Consider the following 22,571-nt stretch of genomic DNA (forward strand, 5'->3'; position numbering starts at 1 on the left):
CCCGTCGTGGGGACGTTCGATCCCGCAGTCGTCGACTGCACCAGCAAGGAGGAAGTGTGACCGCGCTCAGCACCGAGGCAGCCAACTTCGGCTGGCTCCTGGACAATTTCGTCCGGACCGTGCCCGGCACTCGCCACACGCTCGTGGTGTCGGCCGACGGTCTTCTCATGGCGATGTCGGAACAGCTGGACCGCACCAGCGGCGACCAGCTGGCAGCCATCGTCTCCGGCATGTCGAGCCTGACCCGCGGCGCGTCGCGGCAGCTGCGTGCGGGGGAGGTGCGCCAGGCGATCATCGAGATGGACTCCCTGTTCCTCTTCCTGATGACCGTCTCGAACGGCTCCGTCCTCGCCGTGGTCGCCGACTCGAGCTGCGACGTCGGCCTCATCGGATACGAGATGGCCATGCTCGTGTCCCGCACCGAGGCGACGCTGACCCCGCAGCTCATCTCCGAGATGCGCGGCCAGCTCCCCGTCGACGGCGCTACCCGAGCCCCCGCCGTCTGAGGAGCATGACTTCATGAGTGAGCACATCGAGTACGTCGCCCGGACGGTACGGCCGTACGCCGTCACCGGCGGGCGCGTGCGCTCGGCGCGCTCCGACCTGCCGCTCGAGGCATTGGTCGAGGCGCTGCCGGACGCAGTGTCCAGCCAGGGTCTGCCTCCCGAGAGGCGTGCGATCCTCCAGCACGCCGCGAGCACGTACATCTCGGTAGCGGAGCTGTCGGCGCTGCTGCACCTGCCCATCGGTGTCATCAGGATCCTGGTGTCGGACATGTCCGACCACCAGCTCGTGCGTGTGCACACCTCTCAGCCGGTCGAGGTCAACACCGGTGAGTCCCCCGCCCTGTCCCTGAGCGTGCTGGAGAGTGTTCTCAATGGCATTTCCGCCCTCTGACGCCGCGGTGGCCGCTCCGGCCGGAACCGCTGGCGCCGTAGCGCCCACCACCGTCAAGATCGTCGTCGCGGGCGGGTTCGCCGTCGGCAAGACGACCTTCATCGGGTCCATCTCGGACATCGAGCCCCTCAACACCGAGGCCGCGATGACCGAGCACTCCATCGGCGTCGACGACGCCGGCGGTGTGTCGGACCGCAAGACCACCACCACGGTCGCCATGGACTTCGGCCGCATCGCGCTGCCGGGCCAGCTGTGGCTGTACCTGTTCGGCACCCCGGGCCAGGACCGCTTCCTGTTCATGTGGGACGACCTGGTGCGCGGCGCGATCGGCGCCGTCGTGCTGGTGGACACCGACCGCCTCGACCAGTGCTTCCCCGCGGTCGACTACTTCGAGAGCCGTGGCATCCCGTTCGTCGTGGGTGTCAACTGCTTCGACGGTGTCGCGAAGCACGCGCTCGAGGACGTCCGCGAGGCGCTCGCCATCCCGGCGCACGTCCCGGTCATGTACACGGACGCGCGTTCGCGTGCGGCCACGAAGCAGGCCCTGATCGCCCTGGTCCAGCTCGCGATGGAGCGGCTGCGCCAGCGCTGACCAGCGCTGCTCGACGCACCGACGGCCGGTCACCCTCTCGGGGGTGGTCGGCCGTCGGCATTCGTGGGATCGCGCGTGCGCCGTGTCCCGCGCCTGCCGGTTTGCGTGGATCATGGGACCGTGCCCAGGCCCGACGACGACCGTGCGCGCGTCTACGCGGACGGGTCGGCGCTGTCCCGGTACCTGCCCGGGGCGCCGCACCGCGCGGAGTGGCTCGTGTGGGCGCGGCGCAACGGTCCGCGGCTGCTGACGACGCAGGTCGGGGTGAGCGAGCTGCGCGGGACGGCGCGCATGCACGACCACGACGCGCGTGACGTCGCGCAGCGCGCGCTGGGTGAGATCGAGGTCGTGCGCCTGTCGGACCAGGCGGTGAGCCGTGCGACGGACGTCGCGGGGGTGCTGCCGCCGTTCGTCGCGGTCCACGCGGGTGCGGCGCTGACGCACCCGGACGTCGTCGCGGTCGCCACGTACGACCCGCGGCTCGCGCGGGTCGCCGCGCTGTACCGGCTCGACGTCGTGTCGCCGGGCCTGCCGGACCGGTGGTGGGAGCGCGACGGGACGCCGTTCCTGGCGTCCTGACGAGGTGCCCGACGACGACGGGGTGACCCGGCGCTCGTCGGACGTGGCACGTCGCCGGTGCACTGCCGCATGCACCGGCGACGTGGGGTGGTGCGGTCACTCGAACCGCAGCACGCTCAGCGTCCAGTCGTCGATCCAGCCGCTGTCGGTGGCGGGCCCGCCGGTGGTCTTCACCTTCACCTGGATGCGGTGGGTGCCCTTCTTGATCTTCGTGCAGAACTGCGCGCTGGTGCCCATGTACTTCGCCTGCGACGTGAAGGCGTACGGGCTGCCGTTGTTGGCGTAGGGCTGGATGGGCACGTTGTTGTCGTGCACCTCGAGACCGAGCCAGCCGGTACCGGTGTAGTAGCTCTCCGCGCTGAACGTGATGAGCAGCGTGTCGTAGCCGGTGGCGGGGCCGTACACCACGACGCCTGCGCCGGGCACGTTGCGGTTGGCGTTCGACGTCCCCGCGAACGAGAACGGGTCGGCCTGGGTGCGGGTCTGCAGGCGCTTGTGGACGCCTCCGTCACAGACCTTGGGAGTCGTCGCGTTGATGGTGGCGCTCTGCGGCTTGGTGGCCGTGACGTCGTTGTCGCCGGACGCGCCGTAGGACGGGGCGAGGACGGCGGCACCGAGGCCGAGCAGCATGACCGTGCTGATGCCGACCGCGGTGGAGGTGGACTTCTTCATGGCAATCCCCTGACTGTCGTGCGGCCCTGGAGGGGAGCCGCGTGCAACTGAGGTGGCCCGCGCGAGAGCGGGAGATACGTCCGCGGGGCCGCGGTCGTGCGGGGTGCGGTGGCCGGCTCGTCACGACGAGCGAGCGCGCAGGTCAGGAGTGCCGGGGGCTGTGGGACACTCGTGGCCGCCGGTCGCGACCGGCGTGGAGGGCTGGCTGAGCGGCCGAAAGCGACGGTCTTGAAAACCGTTAGGGCGGGACCTCTCGTCCTCAAGGGTTCGAATCCCTTGCCCTCCGCCGAGCAGTGTCTACGCAGGTCAGAGCGCGTATTCGCGCCTGGTGCACCGCTTGGGGCGGTTGGCTGCACGTTGCCGGATACGGCCTCTGACAGCCCGTGAGCGGTTGTCAATGGTTGTCAGATGGTTGTCAGATCGACCCGCGCGTCCAGTGGGCGGGCGTGCTCGATCCCGGCATGTGAGCCCGGGCCGGTCGCTCAGACGGGTGAATTCGCAGGTCAGAGCGCCTGCGTCAGCCCTCGATCGAGGCGAGGTGCGCGTCCAGCTGGGCGAGAGCGGCGTCCTGCGTGTCCCGGGTCGTCGTCACGTAGCGCTGCGTGACCGCGATCGTGGAGTGCCCGAGCATCGCCTGCACGGTGGTCAGAGGCACGCCGGCTGCGACCAGGTGTGTCGCAGCGGTGTGTCGGGCAGCGTGGACGTCCCGACCGATGCTGGAAACCCCGGCGCCCTCGCATGCCGCGTGCCATACGGCGTTGTCCACGGCGGGGGTCACGTGTCCGCCCCTCGGGTGCCGGATCACGAGGTCGGCGTCCGCGATCGGGTAGACCCGCATCGCACGCGAGCGTGCGAGGCGCTGCGTCTCGCGCTGGGCGACCGGGGGAGCGTCCACCGGGTGCTGCTGCGCGTAGAGCTCCGCGAGCATCCCTGCCTCTCGCTCGCCCACGCGCACGTACCGGACGCGCTTGCTCTTCGTCGTCGCGACGATGCGCGTCTCCGCGTCGATCCGCTGCGGGCACCAGTACGCGGTCACCGCTTTCGCGCGTGGGTTCAGGACGCGTGCCGACACCGTGCACGGGCTGGTGTCGGGGTCCGGCCAATCACCCGCGCACCCGTGGCGGTGTTCGGTCTTGCGGAGCTGCTGGCGCACGGTGATCGTCCGAGCGGCCAGGTCGATCGCATCCCAGGTCAGACCGAGGAGCTCCGCCTGCCGGAGCCCCACGCTAAATGCCAGCCGCCAGCGCACCTGGTAGGCGAGATGGTCGGCGTATCTCGTGGCGATCCAGCGCTCGAACCGCCGCATTTCCGGGACGGTCAGCGCACGTTCCACGGGGCTGAGGTCAGCTACCCGTCCGACCGCCTCGACGGACTCGGACGGCGTCGGGATGCCCGCCATGGGGTCTGCGGGGAGCCAGCCGCGCACGACGGCGTACCGGAACGCCGAGGTGAGCCGCGAGTGCACCTTGCGCTGGGTCGAGACGCTCAACGTCCCGCCGCGCCGTGAGCGTTTCTTGGCGAGGTCGACGAAGTACCTGCGGAGCCGCGCATGGGTGAGCGCTTCGAGCTTGATCGCACCGAGGTCGTCCAGCACGTGCGTGCGGATGACCGACTCGTAGTCGAGCCACTGGTCACGCTGGACCGGCTGCTCGGTGAACGTCCATGCGACGGCTGAGCGGTCGAGCTCGGGGTCCTTTTCGCTTAGCCAGCGTCCGAGCAGCATCCGCACATCGCTCGGGCGGTCCCCGGTGGGCATTTCGCTCGGGGGAGTGGCGCGGAACTCGGCGGCGCGCGCGTCGGCCTCGGCCTCGGTGGCGCCGTAGAGGTATTTCCGCTTGTCCGCGCCCGTGACGGGGTCGGTGTAGCGGACAGATGCGACCCAGCGCCGTGTCGACTCGACGTACGTTGCCACGGGTGAACGCTATCGGTCTGTGGTTGTCAGTGTCCGCGGCCCACGCCGGCTGGTCACCATCGGAGTTGTGACCCGGGGAGCCCGGCCCGCTCGGTCGTCCTCGACGGGCGGCGCTTGGGCGCGGGCGGGTCGGCCATCCATCCGATGACCTCGTGCTCGAGGAGCCTGGGTGCGCGGGGGAGTCCGTACCGGCCGATGTGCCCGTCTCGCAGGGCGCGCTCGATGGTGGTCCTGCTGTACCCGGTCATCGCGCAGACCTGCGGGATGGTGAGATACCGGAAGGTGGGCTCGTCGTCGAGTACGGCGGGGCGCAGCGCGACGATGGGTGCGGGCTGGTGCCCGACCGTCGTCCGGAGTGCTGCACGAGAGGCCATGCCTACGATCTTCCGGACGGGATATACAGGCATTCCGCCCGCTGGCAGACACACCGGGCGTTCTCGACATGTGACGTGCGTCACCGTACATGCGTTCGATCTCGACCTACGCTAGCCCCATGCCCCCGCCCTCGCGCCGCCGTCCCCCGACCGCGCTCCACCACCCGGACGGCACCCCAGCGTGGGCCGAAACGCGCGCCGGCTGGCTGCGCCTCCCACCGAGTAGCTGGCCCCGCGTGCGGCACGCTCTGGACCGCGACGGGACGACACGGGCCGGTCGGGACATGGACCGCGTGCGGGTGCACCGAGGCCCGGAGGCACACGGTCTGGGTATGCACGGCGTGCGCTGCGCGGTGCGCGGAGGGCTGCTGCGATGTCTCCCTGTGGGCGAGCTCCACCGTGCCGCCGACCGCTGCTCGGGACCCACGCGTTGGGATACCCGAGCCAGCCTGATCGGCAGCGGAGTTCGCCCACCCGTGGAGAACCGCACAGATGGGCGCCCGTTTCGTCCTACCCTGGGGCGCGCGCGCCGGCTGCGGCTAAGCGCTCAGGCACGGGACGAGCAGGGGGAAGTCGAATGTCGTGGTGGCAGGTCGCGCGGAACGCGGCGCTGGTCGTCCTGTGCGGGGCGTTGCTGCTTGTCCCGCCCAGCATCCAGGTCAAGGGCGGCGACCGAGTGGGGTGCCGCCCGCTCGGCCTGGAGTGGCGACAGTCGGTCGGGTTGAACACCGAACTGACGAACGAACAAGCCAGGGCAGTCAACCGGTACCTCGACACGAGCAGTGTCGCCGACCTGGACGACGCAAGCACCATCCTCCTCGCGGCGTGCCGGGACGCCCGTCAGGACCGTCAGACACTCATCATCGCCGTCGGCTTTCTCATCACCGCGTGGCTCATCGTGCGGCACCGGCAGCCATCGGAGCGCCAGAGCGCTCGAGCGGGCGCGGGGCAGGCTGGAAGCGTCGAAGAGTGAGCGCGCAGTGCACGTACCTGGACGTCCTCATCGGCGAGCTCAAGCAAGCAGCTATCGACGCTTGGATGAGAACCGAGGTGCGCCCAAACTGGGCCGCGCGCGGTGACGTGTACAGACCCGTGGGTCAAGCGAACCTGGACTTCGCAGACGACCAGGTCACCCGCCCCGGCCCTGACGGCAACGGGGGCGGCGACTTCACGTCAGGGAGCGAGTACAGAGCCGATGAGAGCGCCACGTACAAGGTGCAGTTCGGCAGCATCCGTGCCGCTATCGACGAGCTCGTCGCACCGTGGCTCGACCTCCCGAACCCCAACATCATCGCTCAGGTCGTCGAGCGGTGCCGGCAAACGACGCGCGCCCTCTCCGGTGCGGCGTCAACCGAAGGCGGTGTTGCCACAGGCGGCGGAGAGCTCGCACACCTCTCAGCGCGCGTGAACCAGAATCTCGTCGCCATGTCCGGGACGCTGATCGCGTCATACAAAGCGAAGTTCCTCGGACAGCTCGGAAGCGCAATCGGTGGGATGCACGCGATCTCGGTGGTGCGCGGCACCGACATCGCCGCCCAGCAAGCCCTGTGGGCCGGTGCGTCCGAGAGCTTGGAAGACATTATTCGGATGGCACGCGACGCGATGAGGCAGATCGCGGACGGTGGCGGCGGTGACTGGGACGACCTGCTGAAAACACTCGCATGGATCGGCAAGGGCGTCGGCATCTTCGCGACCGGCGGGGTCAGCACCGCGCTCGAGGTCGGCGGTCTCGCCATCGAGATTCTGTCCGAGACCGCACCGGCACCGTCGGGCCGCGCCCCCGAAGCGCCCGGGTCATACTCCGAGGTGATGTTCGCGCTGCGGTCCGAGCTGCGCAGGCTGGCCATTCGGATCCGCGACGAGGAGCAAGCGGTCGCGGACAACCTGCGGGCGAACCTCGCGAACATCGGCCGGGACCGCAGCTCGTACGATCTGACGCAGCCGGCCGTGTATGACAGCGAGGACGTGCTCGTCCTGGAGCGGGCGCTGCTGGAGGAGGTCTATGCGGTCTACATGCCGTCCATCGCTGACGAGCTCGACACGCTCGGACGGGACCTGCTGCTGACGTCGAGCCTGTCAGCTGTGGAGCGGGACGCGTCGATCGGACTCGGGCGGTTCGGGCCGGGCCGAGACTTCGAGGACCTGAACGACGTCCTGCACGACCTGCTCAAAGACCTCGCGTGGGAAGTCCGCAACGGCGCCACCAACCTCCGGCTCGCGATAGAAGCGATCGACAGCCAGGATGCCGAGATCGCCGACCGGCTGCGGCGCATCGCCGAACGCATCACAGCCGGGAGTCCCTACACGCCCTGGGGATGAGCGGAGCCTGCCCCGGTTTCCCGGACACCTGCCGTGAGGTGACGATGTCACCTTCGAGAGGAGTCCTTGTGCCTGCAGCCAAGCCGCCGGAGTTCCGGCGCCGAGCAGTGGACCTGGCCCGCAGTGGCCAGCAGCCGGTCGCGAAGGTCGCGGCCGACCTAGGGATCAGCGAGTCGTGCCTGCGTCGGTGGATGGCCCAGGACGACGTGGACACCGGCCGTCGGGAGGGTCTGACCAGCGAGGAACGCAAGGAGCTGGTCGAGCTGCGCCGCCGGACCCGGGTGCTGGAGATGGAGAACGAGATCCTCAAGCGCGCCAGCGCCTACTTCGCCCGGGAGAACGTCCTCCCAAAATGACGTTCCGGCTGGTCCGTGAGCTCGCCGAGGACGGGGTGTCCGTCGCGGTGGCCTGCCGGGTGCTGAAGGTCTCCAGGTCCGGCTACTGGCAGGTCCGGCCGCCCTCGGCCCGGTCGCTGGCCGACGCCGAGCTCACCGCGACGATCGTGGCGGTCCACCAGATGTCGCGGTGCACCTACGGGGCTCCCCGGGTCCATGCCGAGCTGCGGCTCGGTCTGGGTCTGGCCAGCGGGCGCAAGCGCGTGGCCCGGCTGATGCGCTCCGCGGGCCTGGCCGGGGTGTGTCACCGGCGCAAACGTCGTGGACAGCGGCCGCTGCCTGCACCGCACGAGGACCTGGTCCGCCGGCGCTTCACCGCCGACAGCCCGGACCGGTTGTGGTGCACCGACATCACCGAGCACCCCACGAACACCGGGAAGGTCTACTGCGCCGCGGTCCTGGACGTGTTCACCCGCAAGGTCGTGGGGTGGTCGATCGCGGACCACATGCGCTCCGAGCTGGTCGTCGACGCCCTGCAGATGGCCATCTGGACCCGCCAGCCCGCGCCGGGCGTGATCGTCCACGCGGACCGCGGAGCCCACACCTCGTGGATCTTCGGGCACCGGCTGCGCTCGGCCGGCCTGCTCGGGTCCATGGGCCGGGTCGCCTCGAGCGTGGACAACACGATGATGGAGTCGTTCTGGTCGACCATGCAGCGCGAGCTCCTGGACCGGCGCACCTGGGCCAGCCGCGAGGAGCTCGCCGCGGCGATCTTCGAGTGGATCGAAGGCTTCTACAACCCCCACCGGCGCCACTCCGGCCTCGGCTACCGGTCCCCGAACGACTTCGAGGACCTTCACACCACCGCTACCGCGGCGGCATGATCAACCAACCCGAACTGTCCGGGAAACCGGGTCAGGCTCCCACCTCTACGCGCAAGAGCAGCGCGCACACGCCGAACGACGCGCAGCGAAGGCTGCGTAGAAGGTCCGGGCGCTTGTCGTGACCGGACTACGGGCACCGTGCGTTGGTGACAGGCCCCGCGACGCCTCTACGGGAGATACGTGGCCTCGACGTGACTCCAGACGTCACCGATATGATTAATTGCGGTGTCCAACTTGGCGCCAAGCGCGACAACGTCGACCACCGCGCCTTTCGCCGGGTCGCCCGGGCGTGGGTTCCGGACCGACTGCGTCGCACCGGTCGCCTTGTCCTTCTCAAGGGTCGTCGTGTAGCGGAAGGTCTCACCCCAAGGGTCGAAGTCTGCGAGTTCGTCGATTGCGTCGGACACGTCCGTGTCCAGCGGCTGCTGGACGCCGAGGTCGCGCAACTGGCGTGAGAGTTCATCGCGCAGCGCCTTCAGACGATGGCCTGCCTTGCGCTTGAACCACGCGTCCAGCTCGGTCGGCGTCCTGCCTGGTTGCCCGACCTCGCGAAGCGCACGCTCGGTAACCGTAATCGCGTGCTTCAACTGCAACTCAAGTCCATGCCGGTACAGAAGCACGATCGGCAGGAGGAGCGGGTCGAACCGCTCTGCCTCCCACGCTTCCACGAGCATTTCTGCGGCACGCTGGTATCCCGCAGAAACAACGCCGAGGTTCTCGTGGTAATGGTCCGCGACCGCGTTTCGGCGCCACTGCCCTGGTGCTGCCGGTTCAAAGAGCGACCCCATCACCCGTTCTCCTCTGGCCACGTCCAACGAGTTCGCGCCGACCGCAACGACGCTCTTACCTTCACGGTGTCCAGCCCCTCCTTCACCGCGCACCACGCCCGGAACAACATCCTCGTGTCAATCAGCGCACCGCTTGCGTCGGTGAGAGCTCGAAGGTCCTTGTCATTGGGAATTGCGACCGCCCGCGCAGACGGGTCGACGCCGCGCTCGACGTTGACCACGTGCCACACGGAAGCGGGCGCTCGCCCGCGGTCGGCAGCGAAGTACGTGGACGGCGCGCCCACGACCTGCGCGACGTCGTTCACTCGAGCCCCGCGCGAGTAGCCCTTTACCTCCACGAGGCTCTCCCAGTCAGGCGCGGTGGGGTCAGTGACCAAGAGGTCTTCAAGACGACGCCCATGTGTCGCGTGGTGCTCGTCGTCCTTCTCGGCGACCGTGAAGCCGAATGCACGGAGCGCGGAGCCCACCGCTGCGACGAGTTCGTCGCCCTCGGCCGTTAGGAGTCGCCAGGGGCCAGCAGCTGCGTCTCGACGTGCGTTGTCCACTGCCTGTTCGGCCGCTTCCACGCGTGCGTCTGCTTCGGCAATGAGGCGTTCGCGGTCCGCCACCTGTCGCTCAAGGTCGGAGATGGCTGTACTCAGCTCAGGTGGGGCCCATGCTGCCCCCGCCTGCCAGTCAGGCTCGGCCGGGAACGTATCGGGTGCCGCCGTGTGAAGGAACCGTAGGACATGCACAAGCCAAGCCCGGCGCTCCGTCGTTTCGTCAGGCAGCGCCCAGACCAAGCCGTCGTACGTTTCGGCCAAGAGGGCGTACGTCGCGCCCTCCGCGCCGAGCTGGACGAGGCGGTGGGCTCCCTCGTCGAGGTTCTCAGTCGTGGCCCTCCCGAACGTGTGCGAGGACGTGAACTGCGTCCACACGCTTCGAGGACGGTCTGCGATGACGTCGACGATGGATCTCTGCACTAGGGCACGCAGCGACTTGTCCTTGATGGCATTCGACACGTGGGCATGGCGGGCGTTGTTGCGCGGGTAACTCTTGTGGTACGGCCCGGCATGCTCAACCCCGAACCCCAGGACGGGCCAGTCGCCTCGGTTGACGTAATCCGCGCCGAAGACCACGAGTAGGTCATGGTCGGACGGGTGGACGCTGTCGAGCTCATCTACGTACGTGTGAGTCCCGGGAAGCCCGTCGAACTGCGCGCGGTCCGATGCCGGAACGCGCAGGAACAGGATTCTCGGCAGCTCGTCAACTCGCACCACCGCCAGAAGGTAGCAGCGGTGTCAACGACGGCTGAATCCTGATCAGGGATCGACGTCTGAAAGTTGACCACCCTGCCTTGGTTGTCGTCAGTCTGTGCTGGCCGCGGGTGGGCGGCCGAGGTCGCGGTTCTTGAGTCGGTAGGAGTCGCCTTTGAGGGCGATGACGTCGGCGTGGTGGACGAGGCGGTCGATCATCGCGGCGGCGACGGTGTCGTCGCCGAAGACCTCGCCCCAGCGGCCGAACGGCTTGTTCGAGGTGACGATCAGGGAGGCGCGTTCGTAGCGGGCTGAGACGAGCTGGAAGAACAGGTTCGCGGCCTCGGGTTCGAAGGGGATGTAGCCGACCTCGTCGATCACGAGCAGCGGGTAGCGGCCCAGGCGGCGTAGCTCGTCTTGCAGGCGCCCGTCGTGGTGCGCGGTCGCCAGGCGGTCGACCCACTGTGAGGCGGTCGCGAACAGGACCCGGTGCCCGGCCTGGCAGGCGCGGATCGCGATCCCGGTGGCCAGGTGGGTCTTGCCGGTGCCGGGCGGGCCGAGGAAGACGACGTTCTCGCGGGCGGTCACGAAGTCCAAGGTCCCCAGGTGGGCGATCTGGTCGCGGGCCAGGCCGCGGGCGTGCTCGAAGTCGAAGTCCTCCAGGGACTTGCGGGCGGGGAACCGGGCGGCGCGGATGCGTCCTTCGCCGCCGTGGGTCTCGCGGGCGGCGACCTCGCGTTGCAGGCAGGCCGCGAGGAACTCCTCGTGGGTCCAGGACTCCGCGCGGGCGCGTTCGGCGAGCCGCTCGACCGCCTCGCGCAGCGTCGGGGCCTTCAGCGCGCGGGTCAAGAACGCGAGCTCGCTGGTCACGTCCCGGGCCGGGGCCCTCGTGGCGGGCATCAGGCGACCTCGGTCAGGCCGAACGCGGCGTCGTAGGCGCCCAGGTCACGCTGCTCGACCTCGTCGAGGTCCGTCGCCGGCGCGCGGTGCGCGGCCGCGTGGGACAGCGCCAGGGCGGCGGCCTTGTGGGTGGGGTCGGTGACCGTCTGCCACCGCGCCCAGCACCGCTGATGCGACGCGACGACCTTCGCGCCCAGGCGCACGGTGACCTGCTCAAGGTCGGCGACGACCTCGACGAACCGGCCGACCGCGACCGGGTCGACCGAGTAGTCATTCGACCCGACTCTGACGTAGTGGTCACGCGGCAACCGGACCCGCGCGCGTGATCCGAGCTGCGGGGTGACCGGCGGCAAGGTGAGCATCGCGTCCCGGTCGGCCGCCCACCGGTCCAACGGCCGGCAACCCAGAGCGCGGTGCTGGCGGGCGTTCGCGACCGGCAGCCAGTCAGCGAGCTGGGCGTTGAAGTCCTCGGGGCTGGTGAACACCCGCCCGGGCAGGAACGAGGTCTCCAAGTAGCCGTTCGCGCGCTCGACCAGCCCCTTGGCTTCCGGATCGCGCGGGCGGCACTGGTGGACCCCGATGCCCAGGACCCCGCGGAACGCCTCGAACTCCTCGGTCAGCTTCGGTCTGCCGGCCCGCCAGGACCCGACCGCGGCCTCGTTGTCCCAGACCAGCTCACGAGCCACCGCGCCCATCGACGTCAGCAGCGCCCAGTGCCCGGCGATCAAGTCCGGGGCCTGCCGCGAGGGCAGCATGAGCGCGAACATCATCCGTGAGTAGCCCGCCACCATCACCAGCACCGGCGGGGACCCGACCTGCCCCGCCCCGAGCGGCACGTCGACCGGCGGGAACCACAGGTCGCACTGCAACCGGTGCCCCGGCTCGTAGGTCGTGCGCGACGCCGGATCCGGGGGCAGGTAGTACGGGCGCAGCACCCGCACCCGGTCCTTCAAGATCGTCAACGAGTGCTCCCAGACGATCCGCTGCGCGATCACCGTCGCAGGCATGCTCGGGCACGACGCCAACAACTCGCGGATCTGCGGCTCGACCGCGTCGACCAGCGAGCCCTTCGCCGGGCGTTCGTACTTCGGCGGCCGGTCGCTGGCCAGCGCCTTCTTCACGGTGTTCCGCGCGATCCCGAGGTCACGCGCGATCGCCGAGATCGACTTGCCCTCGACGCGACGCAGCCGACGGACCTCTGCCCAGTCCTCCACACCGATCACCCTCCTCAGGATCACGGCAGCCTGGTCAGATTTCAGCCGTCGATCCCTGATCAGTCTTCAGGCGTCGTCGACAGCCGTCGCAAGGGTGGTGGTAGAAGTCGAGCGACTCTGACGTCTCGTCGCGTTGCGTAGTCCGGGCGCACGACGGAGCCACCCAGGCAAGTCGAGAGAAGCCGCACCGGTGCGTCGACGCCGACTCGCCCGCGGGATCGTTAGGGTCCCTCTATGAGCGTCGAAGAGCCAGACGTGAGAGAGGGATCTGGCAGTGTGTTGCCTGCACCACCGGTGCCACCCGTTCTTGACCCGAGCGATGGACTCACCATCCTCCGGAACAACGTCGAGTCCGCTCTGCTCGCCCTCCCGGGGCACTTCGCGTTCGACAACCCAGTGAGCGGCATCAACGCCACTGACCTGTTCAACCTCAACACATTGATGGGTGCTGGCATCGAGGTAGAAGTCGTTCGCGCGCTGAACGGTCTACGGGACCTTTGGGACCCCGACAACGACTGGAAGGGGTATACCTTCGAGCGCTCGTCCCAGGCTTTCCCCGACGTGCGGCTGACCTTCCGCTCGCGCGAGCGCGAAGACACAAAGCTCGGCATCGAGCTCAAGGGCTGGTTCACGTTCGCCAAGGAAGGGGTTCCGAGCCTGCGCTATCAGGTCTCGCCAGCCGCGTGCGCGCTGCACGACATGGTCTGTGTCGTTCCGTGGTATCTCTCTAATGCGGTCTCCGGCTCGCCTCGAGTGGCGAAGCCATGGGTAGAGAGTGCAAGGTACGCCGCTGAATGGCGAGACTACTGGTGGGAGCACGTCAGGCGTGAGAAGGGCGGTAAGAGCAAGGCGGTGACCTACCCCGTCGACGCGGCCCCGTATCCATCGAAGGCAGAGCTCGTGTCAGCCGTGCCGGCGTACGACGGCGGCAAGAACTTCGGTCGCCTACCGCGCTGCAAGCCGCTCATGGACGCGTTCATCGACTCAACGATGGCGCTCGAAGTTCTCGGCATCCCGGTCAGCAGTTGGGTGTACTTCCTCAAGCAGCACACCGACCAGGCGAGCCCCGAGGAGCTTCGCCTGGCGTTGGAAACGCGAGCGCTGAAGGCGATGCGGGAACGTGGCGAACAGGAGGCCGAGCAGGTCGTGTCACTGGTTGAGCAACTCGTACGTGCCTACACGGGTAACGACGCCTGAGTTCCTACGAGGCGCGAGAAGGCCCCTGAAGTTGTGCCGAGTCAACCTCAGAGGCAAGGCGCTGCTCGGCGAGCCGCTGGAACGTCTCGTCGAGTTCTGCGACGTATGCGCGTCGGCCCATCCGGACTGCGGCGACCGACGCCGACGCGAGCCCCCCGAATGGTTCCCAAACGACATCGCCCGGTTGGGTCACAGCCGCGATTTGCCGTTCCATGAACTCAAGCGGCTTCTGGTTGAAGTGCGCGGCCGCGAGCATCGTCGGGTTGTACGTGCGGGGTGCCGAACGCTCGAGAGTTCCCTTGAGGCGTTCGTCGTCTCGAAGGGCGGGACGCGTCCAGACATTGGTCAGACCGTGTGTGTGGTTCCAGCGATAGCGCAGCGAGTCCCACTCCGTCGAAGTGACGGAGTGCTTGCCGTCCAGCGAGAAGTACGGTCGACCGCTCTCCCGCCCGTGTTCGTTCGCGTACGCCGCGAGACGTTCCACCATGACCCCGGGTGGCCAGTACCAGAGCCAGTCGGCCGTTAGGTACTTGCGGGTAGCAGCGTTCTTCACGCCGCACGCCTCGTTGGCCCGATAGAGCGGAATCCCAGCGCGCTGCCACTCGTAGCGCAGCCAGGCCTGGACGTCCATCGGCCCGTTGTCGGTCTCCGGAGTCAGGCGGCGCTCGTACAGCACCGAGACCTCAGAGACGACCGGGAACCGACGGATGGTCTTCCCGTTGACGTTCCCGGCGATATGGCCGACACCCTTATCCCAGGTAATCGTCTGAACGTACGACCACCCATGCGCTTCGAGCAGCGGGTGCACGTTCGCCCAGCCGACCTCGGTGTTCCAGAACCACAACGTCGTTGCAGGCGTGGCTGCCTGGGACCAGGCCTCGACATGGTGGCGGTACCAGTCAGCAAGGCCCTCGGGTCCGGTCGTGTCGCCGCGGAAGCCTCGGACGCCGTAGGCGCCGTCGCTGATGATCGTCGTGGGAGACGGCCAGCCGCCGTACGCCCGCACCACGTTGCCCTTGAAGAGCGTGTACGGCGGCTCAGCGGTGACAAACTCGACGGGCATGGCGCAGACCCTACCGGCGCCCGGAGACAGCCCCGGTGGTGAACCGCCGTCGCCCTCGGAAACGCATCCACCGGGAGCGTCCAAGGGTCGCTTGACAGTGCCGGCCGTGATGCGATACCGCTCAGCGACGGTTGTCAGGTGGCTGTCGCGCCATCTGCTCGCTGCGCCCGAGTGGCCTCTGAACTGCGGTGATACAGAGTCAAGAGACGCCCTTGAAAACCGTTAGGGCGGGACCTCTCGTCCTCAAGGGTTCGAATCCCTTGCCCTCCGCCCCACCCCACCCGGCCACCCCACCGCCGAGTGCGCACGTTCGTGCGCGAGTGCGTACGCGGTGCGTGCGCACTCGACCTGGTACGCGCGCACTCGGCGTGGAGGGGTGGGGGTAGGTTGCACGCGTGGACGACGAGCGGCGCGTGGTGGCGCTGACCTTCGACGACGGGCCGAGCGCGAACACGCGGCGGCTGCTGGAGATGCTCGCGGCGCGCGGCGTGCGGGCGACGTTCTTCCTGCAGGGCGAGCACGTCGCGGCGGACCCGGACGCGGTGCGCGCGATCCACGCGGGCGGGCACGCGCTGGCGAACCACACGTGGAGCCACCCGCACCTGCCCGAGCTGCCGCGCGCGGAGGTGGACGACGAGGTTGCGCGGGCGGCCGACGCGGTCGCGCAGGCCACGGGCGTCGTGACGGCGGTGTTCCGGCCGCCGTTCGGCGAGCTGGACGACGAGGTGGTCGCGGCCGTCGCGGCGCACGGTGAGGCCGTGGTGCTGTGGGACGTGGACCCGGCGGACTGGGAGGCCGGTGCCCTCGCCGAGCGGACGGCGCAGCGCGTGGTCGCGGGGGTGCGGCCGGGGTCGGTGGTGCTGATGCACGACTGGCAGGACTCGACCGTCGACGCGGTGCCGGCGATCGTCGACGCCTTGGCGGCCGACGGCTACGCGTTCGTGACGGTCCCCGAGCTCCTGGGGGAGCGGGTCGCGCCCGGCCGGGTGTTCTCGCACGGGCGGCCCATCGGCTGAACGGGCGCAAACACCGGCCGATACCAGACCGACCTGTGGATTGCGGCACGACGAAGCGCCGCAGTGCGGGAGGATCGTCGCATGTCCACGACCAGACGCCCTGTGCGCGCGCTTGCGCTCGTGTCCGCGATGGCGGCACTCCTGCTCACCCTCTCGGGCTGCCTCAAGCTCGACATGAACCTCACGTTCAACGCCGACGACACGGTCGACGGCACCGTCGTGCTGGCCGTCAGCAGCTCGCTGCTCGAGACCACGGGCATGTCGTTCGACGAGGCGTTCGGCTCGGAGGACCCGTTCGACGGCGAGGCGTCGTCGTCGGAGGCGTACGAGGACGACGAGTACGTGGGTCGCACGTACACGTTCGACTCGATCGCGCTGTCGGAGTTCGGCGACGAGGACATGAAGGTCACGCACGAGGACGGCACGTTCGTCGTCGACGGCGAGCTCGACCTCTCCGGTGGCGAGGAGACCGGGATGAGCGGCGGCGAGGTCAAGGTCGCGTTCACGTTCCCCGGCAAGGTCGAGTCGTCCAACGGCACGATCTCCGGCAACACCGTGACGTGGGAGGGCGAGGCCGGCGACGTCATCAAGATCGACGCGGTCGCCTCCGACAGCGAGAGCTCGGGCTTCCCGGTGCTCACACTCGTGTGGGTGCTCGTCGGGCTCGTGCTCGTCGCGCTCGTCGTCGTGATCACGCTGGTCCTGGTGCGCCGCCGCAACGCGCGCAAGGACGGCGTCGAGCCGGGTGCGGCGCAGGCGTACGAGGCGGTCCCGGGTGCCCCGGCCGCCGCGGTCCCGCCGGCGCCGGGCATCATCGACGTCCCCCCGGCCGCGACCGACGTGCCGCCGGCCGCCGCGGACGTCCCGCCGGCCCCGGCCGCGGGCGACGTGCCCCCGGCACCGCCCGCCACCCCGCAGCAGGACTGACCCCGCACGTCCGCAGACGGCGGTGGCGCGCCCGGCTCCCGGGTCGCGCCACCGCCGTTCGCACGTCCGGCGTCAGCCGAGCAGCTTGGCCTTCTGCACCTCGAACTCGGTCGGCGTCAGCACACCGGAGTCGCGCAGCGCGGCGAGCTCCTTGAGGTGCGCGATCTTCTCGTCCATCGACAGCTCGTCCTCGGCCGGCGCGGGCGCGGCGTACACGGGCTGCGCGGCGTAGACCGGCGCGGCGGGCGCGGGCTGCGCGTAGGTCGGCTGCGCGTACGCGGCCTGCGCCTCCTGCTCGGCCCACCGGCCCTGCTGGCGGTGGTGCACCCGCCCCGACACGGCGCTCGCCGTCCCGGCGACGACGGCGGTGCGGGCCACCCCGCGGATCAGTCCTGGCATGTCGTCCTCCTCGTTGGGGGTGGGCGGCGCGTGGGCGCCGCCCGCGGCCTCAGGCCGGCTGGGCCTCGGCGGCGTCGAGCGCCGCGAGGATCGCGGGGATCGGGATGCGCCCTCCGGCGACCACCTGGCCGCCGCCCTTGCGCAGCGCGGTCGCGAACGGCGCGGCCCACGCGTTCTCGTAGACGAGGATCCCCGCCGCGGAGCCGGGCTCGAGCGCGACCCCGACCTCGTCGATGTCGTCCTGCCCGACGAGCGACGACGACGCGCCCGCGAAGACCGTCAGGTCGGCGTCGCCCTCGACGTCCAGGTCGTGGATCTCGACCCCGGACACCACCCCGTCGGCGTCCTTGCGGACGAACGCGAGGTCGAGCACGCGGATGATGCCCTTCTCCACGAGGTCGACCAGCAGCGGGAAGGCCGTGCCGTCCAGCTTGTTCTGCGGGAACTCGACGACCAGGTAGTCGACGGGTCCCATCTCTTCCAGGTCCGCGGTCATCTCGTCCTCCTCACGCACCGGGTCCGTCCCGGTGCCGTCGGTGTGCGCGGTCGTCGCCCGCGCGGTGGTGCCCGCGCCGGACGCGGCCTCGACGCGGTGCAGCAGGTCGGCCAGCTGCACGTCCTCCAGGTGGTACGTGTGGCTGGCGGCGTGCGGCCGGGTGAGCTCGGCGCCGAGCATGCGTTCCATGAGCTCGCCGAGCGCGCCGCGCACGACGATCTCCACCTCGGCCTGCGCGCCGGCCTCGAGCGTGCGCAGCCCGAGCACGTCGAGGCCCAGCGAGCCGAGCCGCTGCAGCACGCCGAACAGCGCGGCGCTGTCGCGGACCTCGGCGACCAGCACGGTGTGGGCGGCGGCGTACCGCACGCCCGACTCCTCGAGGGCCTCGAGCTGGTCGTCCTCGACGGGTCCCTCGATCGTGAGCTCGATGATCCTGGATCGCACGGCACCCCCTCCCGGCTTCTCCACTGTCCCGGGCGGGTCATTCGTGCAAATCACCCGTTTGGGGTGCTCGCGCTCTAGGCTGCCCCCATGGCGGCGCAGACGACCGCAGCAGGTTCGGTCCGCCCGGGGGAGCGGGGTACCCCGGCCCTCGCCCGCGCCCGGCGGACGGTGCCGCACCCGGTGCACGTGGTGCGTCGCCCGGCGGTCGAGGCGCTGCTGGAGCGTTCGGTGGACCGGCGGCTGACGGTCGTCTCGGCGGGTCCCGGGTGGGGCAAGACGGTCGCGGTCGCGCAGTGGGCCGCGACGACGGAACGGCGGGTCGCGTGGTTGACGCTCGAGCCGCACGACGACGCGCCGGGTGCGTTCTGGAGCGACGTGCTGGAGGCGCTGCGCGCGAGCGGGGCCGTGCCGGACGGTCATGCGCTCGCGACGCTGCGCGTGCCGGTCGCCGCCTCGCCCGAGTTCCGCTCCCAGCTGCTGCGCGGCCTGGAGGACCTGCCGGAGCCCGTGGTGCTCGTGCTCGACGACTTCCACCACGTCCAGCGCCCCGAGGTGGTCGAGGGGGTCGAGGACCTGCTGCGCTACCCGCTGCCGCTGCGGGTCGTCGTGGTCGCCCGGCTGGACCCGCTCGTGCGCGTGCACCGCCTGCGGGTCGAGGACGAGCTCGCCGAGGTCGTCGCGGACGACCTCGCGTTCGACGCGTCCGCGGTCGCGGCGCTGGGGGTCGAGCGCGGGCTGACGCTGACGAGCGACGACGTCGCGCGCGTGCTCGCCGACACCGACGGCTGGGCCGTGGGCGTGCGGCTGCAGCTCAGGTCCCCCGCGGGTGCGCGCGCGGCGACACGACCGGACCAGGACGCGTCGGACTACCTCGTCGCGGAGGTGCTGACGCAGCTGCCGCCCGACGTGCAGCGCGTGCTGCTGATGACGAGCGTCACGCGCTCGACGTGCGCCGACCTGGTCGAGGCGATCCTGCCCGGGGCGGACGCGGTCGCGCCGTGGCGCGCGTTCGTCGAGCACAGCGCGTTCGTGACGCCGCTCGGGGCGGGCGGGGCGTGGTTCCGGTACCACCCGCTGCTGCGCGAGATCCTGCTCGGCCGGCTGTCGGCCGACGACCACGAGTCGTGGCGCGCGGCGCACCGCAACGCGGCGGTGTGGCTCGTCGGGCACGGGGAGCCCCTGCTCGCGCTCGAGCTCGCCGCGCGCATCGAGGACTGGTCGCTGTTCGGTCGGGTCTTCGTCGACAGCGCCGCCGTGGGTCTCGTCGCGGTCGAGCGCGAGGCGCTCCTCGAGCTCGTGGGGCGCGTGCCGTTCGCGGACCTGGAGCCGGACCCGGCCGTGGAGCTGTGCGCGTCGGCGCTCGCCGTCCTCGGCGGGCGGTTCGTGGCGGCCATGGCGCACGCGCAGCGGGCCCGCGAGCTCGTCGCGGGCTCCGAGGCCACCCCGCAGCTCGTCGCGCTGCTGGAGATCCTCACGGCGAGCGCCGCGCGCGGCCTGGGTGACCCGGCGACGACGACGACGTCGGGCGCGGCCGCGCTCGCGGCGCTGGACGCCGCGCCCCTGCCGACGCCGGTGTGGCCCGCGTACCGCGCGCTCGCGGCGAACGCGCACGCGGTGGGGCTGTTCTGGGGCGGGGACGTGGTCGGTGCGCGAGCGCGCCTGGAGTCGCTCGTGCGGGCGTGGGAGGGCGCACCGCCGTTGCTGCCGCTGGTCAACGCACGCGCGTACCTCGCGCTCGCCGCGGCGCTCGACGGTGACCTGGCGCGGGCGGCCCGGACGGGGCGTCACGTGCTCGCCGACGCGACGGCCCTGGGCTGGTCCACCTACCTGCAGTGCCGGTGCGCGTACGCGGCGCTCGCGTGGGTCGCGATCCTGCGCGGCGAGGTCGACGAGGCGGACCGCCTGCTCGTGCGCGGCCTGGCGAGCGACCTGGGAGGCGAGGAGCCGCCCACGGAGACGGCGATCCACCTCATGCAGGCGCTCGTCGCGGTGCAGCGCGGGCGGACCCGCGCGGCGCGCGCGGCCCTGCACGCGGCGGGCGCGCTCGACGCGTCGGTCTCGCCCGTGCTCGCGGACCTCGCGTGGCGCGCGAGCCTCGAGACCGCGCGCCTGCTGGGCGAGGCCCCGCCCGACCTGTCGGCGCTCGGCGCCTCGCGGGACGTCGTCCTGCTCGCGGACGCCCGCGCGCGGCTGGACCGGGGCGAGGCGCGCGCGGCGGTCCAGCTCGCGTGCGACGCGCAGCGCCACGCGCGCGCGGACGGGGACGTGCTCGGCGAGGCGGAGGCGTGGGTCGTCGCGGCCGCCGCGTACCAGCAGGTGGGCGACCCGGCGCGGTGCGACGACGCGCTCGACCGCGCGATCGACGTGGCCGCGCCGTCGGTGCTCGCGCGGCCGTTCCTGCTCGTGACGTCGCCCGCGCTCGCCACCCGGCTGCGCCAACGTCTCGAGCTGCACCCCGGCGAGCTCGCGGACGTGGTCCGGCGCCTCGCGCCGGTCGAGCCCGCCGCGCACGAGCCGGAGCCGCTGCTCGACCCGCTGACCAGCCGCGAGCTCGCGATCCTCGCGGCGCTGCCGACCATGCAGACCAACGCGGAGATCGCGGCGGACTTCTACGTCTCCGTCAACACGGTCAAGGCGCACCTCAAGGCGCTGTTCCGCAAGCTCGGGGTGGACAGCCGACGTGAGGCGGTGCGGCGGGCGCGCGAGCTGGGACTGCTGACCTGAGGCTCAGCCGCCGAGCACGGACTCGGCGGCGTCGTTCGGCTGCGGGTCGGGCCGGCGGCGCATGCGCAGCGCGACGAGCACGCCCGCGGTCCCCGCGACGAGCGGCACGAGCAGCGCGATCTGCAGCGCGCGCGGGCGGACCTCGGTGTTGATGCGCAGGACCTCGTCGGCGATCTCGGGCGGCTCGTCGGCGAGCAGCGCGGTGAGCTGTGCGTCGCTCATGACCTGAGCGTCGTCCTCGAGCGCGCGGGCGATCTGCTCCTTGTCGTCGGGCGGCAGCACGTCGCTCGCGTCGGCCTGCGCGGTGAAGCCGAACGCGATCGACGCGAGCATGACCGCCCCGGTGAGCGCGAGCCCGAACGACAGGCCGAACGACCCGGTCGCGGAGTTGACGCCCGCGGCCTCGCTGACGCGGGCGCCGCTGATCGGGGACAGCGTGTAGTTGTTGAGCTGCGAGACGAGCAGGCCGAGCCCGCACCCGGCGACGACGAGCGGGACGGCCAGCCACCAGCCGGACGTCGCGCGCGGCACGACGGGCAGGAGCGCGGCGACGCCGACGACGAGCAGCGCGAACCCGGCGAGCACGACGACCGCGGGCCGGGTGCGGCCGGCGCGCTTCCCGGCGAGCAGCGCCGCGGCGAACATCGACAGCGACAGCGGCGCGATCGACAGGCCGGCGAGCATCGCGTCGTAGCCGAGCACCATCTGCAGGAAGATCGGCAGCGAGATCATCGCGCCGCCGAGGGCGATCTGCTGGAGCATCTGCTGCGTCACGCCGAGGCGGAACAGCGGCGCGGCGAACAGCGTCGGGTCGATGAGCGCGGGGCGGCCGGCGCGGTGCCGCACGACGAGCCAGCGCGCGAGCCCGAGCAGCGCCGCGAGCCCGACGACGAGCAGCGCACCCACGGACTCGCCGCCCTCCTGCCAGACGAGCACGCCGAGCACCACGCCGCCCATGCCGAGCACGGACAGCACCGCGCCGACCGGGTCGACCGTGCGCTCGCCCTCGTACGGTGCGTCGTGCACGAGCTTCGCACCGGAGAGCACGACGAGGATGATGATGGCCTCGAGCCCGAACGCGACCCGCCAGGACAGGTACGTGGTGATGAACCCGCCGAGCAGCGGCCCGACGGCCGCGGCGATCGACGCGGCGGCACCGACGAGCGCGTAGACCCACTTGCGCGCCGGGCCGGAGAAGTTGCCGTGGATGAGCGACTGCATGGACGGCAGCAGCAGCGCGGCGCCCAGCCCGCCGACGACGGCCCACAGCACGACGATCGTCGTGAGCCCGGTCGTGAACGTCATCGCGACCGCGCCGACGAGGTACCCGCCAAGCCCGAGCAGGTACGCACGCTTGCGGCCGAACAGGTCGCCGAGCTTGCTGCCGATGAGGATGAACGCGGCCGAGACGAGCGCCTCGAGCGCGATCGCGGTCTGCACGCCGCTGACCGTCGTGCCGACGTCCCGCACCACGGCGGAGATCGACACGTTCATGATCGACGTGTCGACGACGAGCACGAACATCGCCATCGCGAGCAGCACCGCGAGGCGCCGCGCGGGCCCCTGCACCCGGGCGGACGCCTCGTCGGGAGCGGGGTCGAGCG

22 protein-coding genes and 1 tRNA gene are annotated in these 22,571 nt (G+C 70.8%); 13 read left to right on the forward strand and 10 right to left on the reverse strand.

Annotated elements, in window-relative coordinates; all coding sequences use genetic code 11:
• The first annotated feature begins 56 nt into the window (after window positions 1-56).
• The 4 genes from F1D97_RS04675 (at window position 57) to F1D97_RS04690 (ending at window position 2,068) form a co-directional block, all read left to right on the forward strand.
• Window positions 57-506, forward strand: coding sequence for a roadblock/LC7 domain-containing protein (locus F1D97_RS04675; RefSeq protein ID WP_094181655.1), 450 nt, complete (start codon window positions 57-59; stop codon window positions 504-506).
• A gap of 13 nt (window positions 507-519) precedes the next feature.
• Window positions 520-897, forward strand: coding sequence for a DUF742 domain-containing protein (locus F1D97_RS04680; protein WP_094181656.1), 378 nt, complete (start codon window positions 520-522; stop codon window positions 895-897).
• Entirely contained in the window at window positions 878-1,489 is a 612-nt protein-coding gene (locus tag F1D97_RS04685; protein WP_094181657.1) for a GTP-binding protein, read from the forward strand. The genes F1D97_RS04680 and F1D97_RS04685 overlap by 20 nt, the downstream gene beginning before the upstream one ends.
• Before the next feature lie 120 nt (window positions 1,490-1,609).
• Complete coding sequence (locus F1D97_RS04690) at window positions 1,610-2,068, forward strand: PIN domain-containing protein (RefSeq protein ID WP_236122549.1); 459 nt, start codon at window positions 1,610-1,612, stop codon at window positions 2,066-2,068.
• 96 nt (window positions 2,069-2,164) lie between these two features.
• Here F1D97_RS04690 and F1D97_RS04695 read toward each other — a convergent pair whose 3' ends face one another.
• Window positions 2,165-2,740 carry a hypothetical protein gene (locus F1D97_RS04695; protein WP_236122550.1) on the reverse strand — a complete coding sequence of 192 codons (576 nt, stop codon included), beginning with the start codon at window positions 2,738-2,740 and terminating at the stop codon, window positions 2,165-2,167.
• Between the two features lie 195 nt (window positions 2,741-2,935).
• Between F1D97_RS04695 and F1D97_RS04700 the strand changes: the two genes are divergently transcribed.
• Window positions 2,936-3,026: transfer RNA gene (locus tag F1D97_RS04700), tRNA-Ser, on the forward strand.
• Between the two features lie 231 nt (window positions 3,027-3,257).
• On the opposite strand, the gene F1D97_RS04705 is transcribed toward F1D97_RS04700, so the two are convergent.
• Window positions 3,258-4,652: a tyrosine-type recombinase/integrase gene (locus F1D97_RS04705; RefSeq protein ID WP_236122551.1), complete on the reverse strand. Its 1,395-nt coding sequence runs from the start codon at window positions 4,650-4,652 to the stop codon at window positions 3,258-3,260.
• A 951-nt stretch (window positions 4,653-5,603) separates the two neighbouring features.
• On the opposite strand from F1D97_RS04705, the gene F1D97_RS04710 reads away from it, so the two are divergent.
• From F1D97_RS04710 to F1D97_RS04725, 4 genes are all read left to right on the forward strand, one after another.
• Complete coding sequence (locus F1D97_RS04710; protein WP_236122552.1) at window positions 5,604-5,999, forward strand: hypothetical protein; 396 nt, start codon at window positions 5,604-5,606, stop codon at window positions 5,997-5,999.
• On the forward strand, window positions 5,996-7,345 hold the full coding sequence (locus F1D97_RS04715; RefSeq protein ID WP_236122553.1) for a hypothetical protein: 1,350 nt from the start codon (window positions 5,996-5,998) through the stop codon (window positions 7,343-7,345). Before F1D97_RS04710 ends, F1D97_RS04715 begins: the two co-directional genes overlap by 4 nt.
• Before the next feature lie 68 nt (window positions 7,346-7,413).
• On the forward strand, window positions 7,414-7,701 hold the full coding sequence (locus tag F1D97_RS04720; RefSeq protein WP_186811418.1) for a transposase: 288 nt from the start codon (window positions 7,414-7,416) through the stop codon (window positions 7,699-7,701).
• Entirely contained in the window at window positions 7,698-8,564 is an 867-nt protein-coding gene (locus tag F1D97_RS04725) for an IS3 family transposase (protein ID WP_236122554.1), read from the forward strand. Before F1D97_RS04720 ends, F1D97_RS04725 begins: the two co-directional genes overlap by 4 nt.
• Window positions 8,565-8,731: 167 nt before the next feature.
• Here F1D97_RS04725 and F1D97_RS04730 read toward each other — a convergent pair whose 3' ends face one another.
• The 4 genes from F1D97_RS04730 to istA form a co-directional block, all read right to left on the reverse strand.
• Entirely contained in the window at window positions 8,732-9,355 is a 624-nt protein-coding gene (locus F1D97_RS04730) for a hypothetical protein (RefSeq protein WP_236122555.1), read from the reverse strand.
• The gene (locus tag F1D97_RS04735) at window positions 9,352-10,611 is read right to left on the reverse strand and encodes a hypothetical protein (protein WP_236122556.1); all 1,260 of its coding nucleotides are present in this window, start codon (window positions 10,609-10,611) and stop codon (window positions 9,352-9,354) included. Before F1D97_RS04735 ends, F1D97_RS04730 begins: the two co-directional genes overlap by 4 nt.
• An 87-nt stretch (window positions 10,612-10,698) precedes the next feature.
• Window positions 10,699-11,487: an IS21-like element helper ATPase IstB gene (gene istB, locus F1D97_RS04740; protein ID WP_236122557.1), complete on the reverse strand. Its 789-nt coding sequence runs from the start codon at window positions 11,485-11,487 to the stop codon at window positions 10,699-10,701.
• The gene (gene istA / locus F1D97_RS04745) at window positions 11,487-12,710 is read right to left on the reverse strand and encodes an IS21 family transposase (RefSeq protein WP_236122558.1); all 1,224 of its coding nucleotides are present in this window, start codon (window positions 12,708-12,710) and stop codon (window positions 11,487-11,489) included. The genes istB and istA overlap by 1 nt, the downstream gene beginning before the upstream one ends.
• A gap of 225 nt (window positions 12,711-12,935) precedes the next feature.
• Between istA and F1D97_RS04750 the strand changes: the two genes are divergently transcribed.
• Complete coding sequence (locus tag F1D97_RS04750; RefSeq protein ID WP_236122559.1) at window positions 12,936-13,898, forward strand: hypothetical protein; 963 nt, start codon at window positions 12,936-12,938, stop codon at window positions 13,896-13,898.
• A 4-nt stretch (window positions 13,899-13,902) separates the two neighbouring features.
• Here F1D97_RS04750 and F1D97_RS04755 read toward each other — a convergent pair whose 3' ends face one another.
• Window positions 13,903-14,961 (reverse strand): DNA methyltransferase, encoded by a 1,059-nt coding sequence (locus tag F1D97_RS04755; protein WP_236122560.1) that lies wholly within the window; start codon window positions 14,959-14,961, stop codon window positions 13,903-13,905.
• 395 nt (window positions 14,962-15,356) lie between these two features.
• Between F1D97_RS04755 and F1D97_RS04760 the strand changes: the two genes are divergently transcribed.
• Window positions 15,357-15,977, forward strand: coding sequence for a polysaccharide deacetylase family protein (locus tag F1D97_RS04760; protein WP_236122561.1), 621 nt, complete (start codon window positions 15,357-15,359; stop codon window positions 15,975-15,977).
• 81 nt (window positions 15,978-16,058) lie between these two features.
• Window positions 16,059-16,904 (forward strand): LppM family (lipo)protein, encoded by an 846-nt coding sequence (locus F1D97_RS04765; RefSeq protein WP_236122562.1) that lies wholly within the window; start codon window positions 16,059-16,061, stop codon window positions 16,902-16,904.
• A 72-nt stretch (window positions 16,905-16,976) separates the two neighbouring features.
• On the opposite strand, the gene F1D97_RS04770 is transcribed toward F1D97_RS04765, so the two are convergent.
• Together F1D97_RS04770 and F1D97_RS04775 are read right to left on the reverse strand one after the other, a co-directional pair.
• Window positions 16,977-17,303 carry an SHOCT domain-containing protein gene (locus F1D97_RS04770; protein WP_236122563.1) on the reverse strand — a complete coding sequence of 109 codons (327 nt, stop codon included), beginning with the start codon at window positions 17,301-17,303 and terminating at the stop codon, window positions 16,977-16,979.
• Between the two features lie 49 nt (window positions 17,304-17,352).
• Entirely contained in the window at window positions 17,353-18,243 is an 891-nt protein-coding gene (locus F1D97_RS04775; protein WP_236122564.1) for a DUF6325 family protein, read from the reverse strand.
• Window positions 18,244-18,330: 87 nt separating this feature from the next.
• Here F1D97_RS04775 and F1D97_RS04780 point away from each other — a divergent pair, with 87 nt between their 5' ends.
• Entirely contained in the window at window positions 18,331-20,967 is a 2,637-nt protein-coding gene (locus F1D97_RS04780) for a LuxR C-terminal-related transcriptional regulator (protein WP_236122565.1), read from the forward strand.
• Between the two features lie 3 nt (window positions 20,968-20,970).
• Here the strand turns inward: F1D97_RS04780 and F1D97_RS04785 are convergent, their stop codons facing one another.
• Complete coding sequence (locus F1D97_RS04785; protein WP_236123486.1) at window positions 20,971-22,497, reverse strand: MFS transporter; 1,527 nt, start codon at window positions 22,495-22,497, stop codon at window positions 20,971-20,973.
• Between the last annotated feature and the right edge of the window lie 74 nt (window positions 22,498-22,571).

This window comes from Cellulomonas palmilytica, from assembly GCF_021590045.1.
Classification (GTDB): Bacteria; Actinomycetota; Actinomycetes; order Actinomycetales; family Cellulomonadaceae; genus Cellulomonas; species Cellulomonas palmilytica.

Bases quoted from the DNA above. Each gene is read 5' to 3' on its own strand.
- F1D97_RS04755 (WP_236122560.1), bottom strand. From the start codon at position 14,961: ATGCCCGTCGAGTTTGTCACCGCTGAGCCGCCGTACACGCTCTTCAAG.
- istB (WP_236122557.1), bottom strand. From the start codon at position 11,487: ATGCCCGCCACGAGGGCCCCGGCCCGGGACGTGACCAGCGAGCTCGCG.
- F1D97_RS04710 (WP_236122552.1), top strand. From the start codon at position 5,604: ATGTCGTGGTGGCAGGTCGCGCGGAACGCGGCGCTGGTCGTCCTGTGC.
- F1D97_RS04725 (WP_236122554.1), top strand. From the start codon at position 7,698: ATGACGTTCCGGCTGGTCCGTGAGCTCGCCGAGGACGGGGTGTCCGTC.
- F1D97_RS04780 (WP_236122565.1), top strand. From the start codon at position 18,331: ATGGCGGCGCAGACGACCGCAGCAGGTTCGGTCCGCCCGGGGGAGCGG.
- F1D97_RS04750 (WP_236122559.1), top strand. From the start codon at position 12,936: ATGAGCGTCGAAGAGCCAGACGTGAGAGAGGGATCTGGCAGTGTGTTG.
- F1D97_RS04680 (WP_094181656.1), top strand. From the start codon at position 520: ATGAGTGAGCACATCGAGTACGTCGCCCGGACGGTACGGCCGTACGCC.
- F1D97_RS04685 (WP_094181657.1), top strand. From the start codon at position 878: ATGGCATTTCCGCCCTCTGACGCCGCGGTGGCCGCTCCGGCCGGAACC.
- F1D97_RS04765 (WP_236122562.1), top strand. From the start codon at position 16,059: ATGTCCACGACCAGACGCCCTGTGCGCGCGCTTGCGCTCGTGTCCGCG.
- F1D97_RS04695 (WP_236122550.1), bottom strand. From the start codon at position 2,740: ATGAAGAAGTCCACCTCCACCGCGGTCGGCATCAGCACGGTCATGCTG.
- F1D97_RS04785 (WP_236123486.1), bottom strand. From the start codon at position 22,497: ATGGCGATGTTCGTGCTCGTCGTCGACACGTCGATCATGAACGTGTCG.
- F1D97_RS04770 (WP_236122563.1), bottom strand. From the start codon at position 17,303: ATGCCAGGACTGATCCGCGGGGTGGCCCGCACCGCCGTCGTCGCCGGG.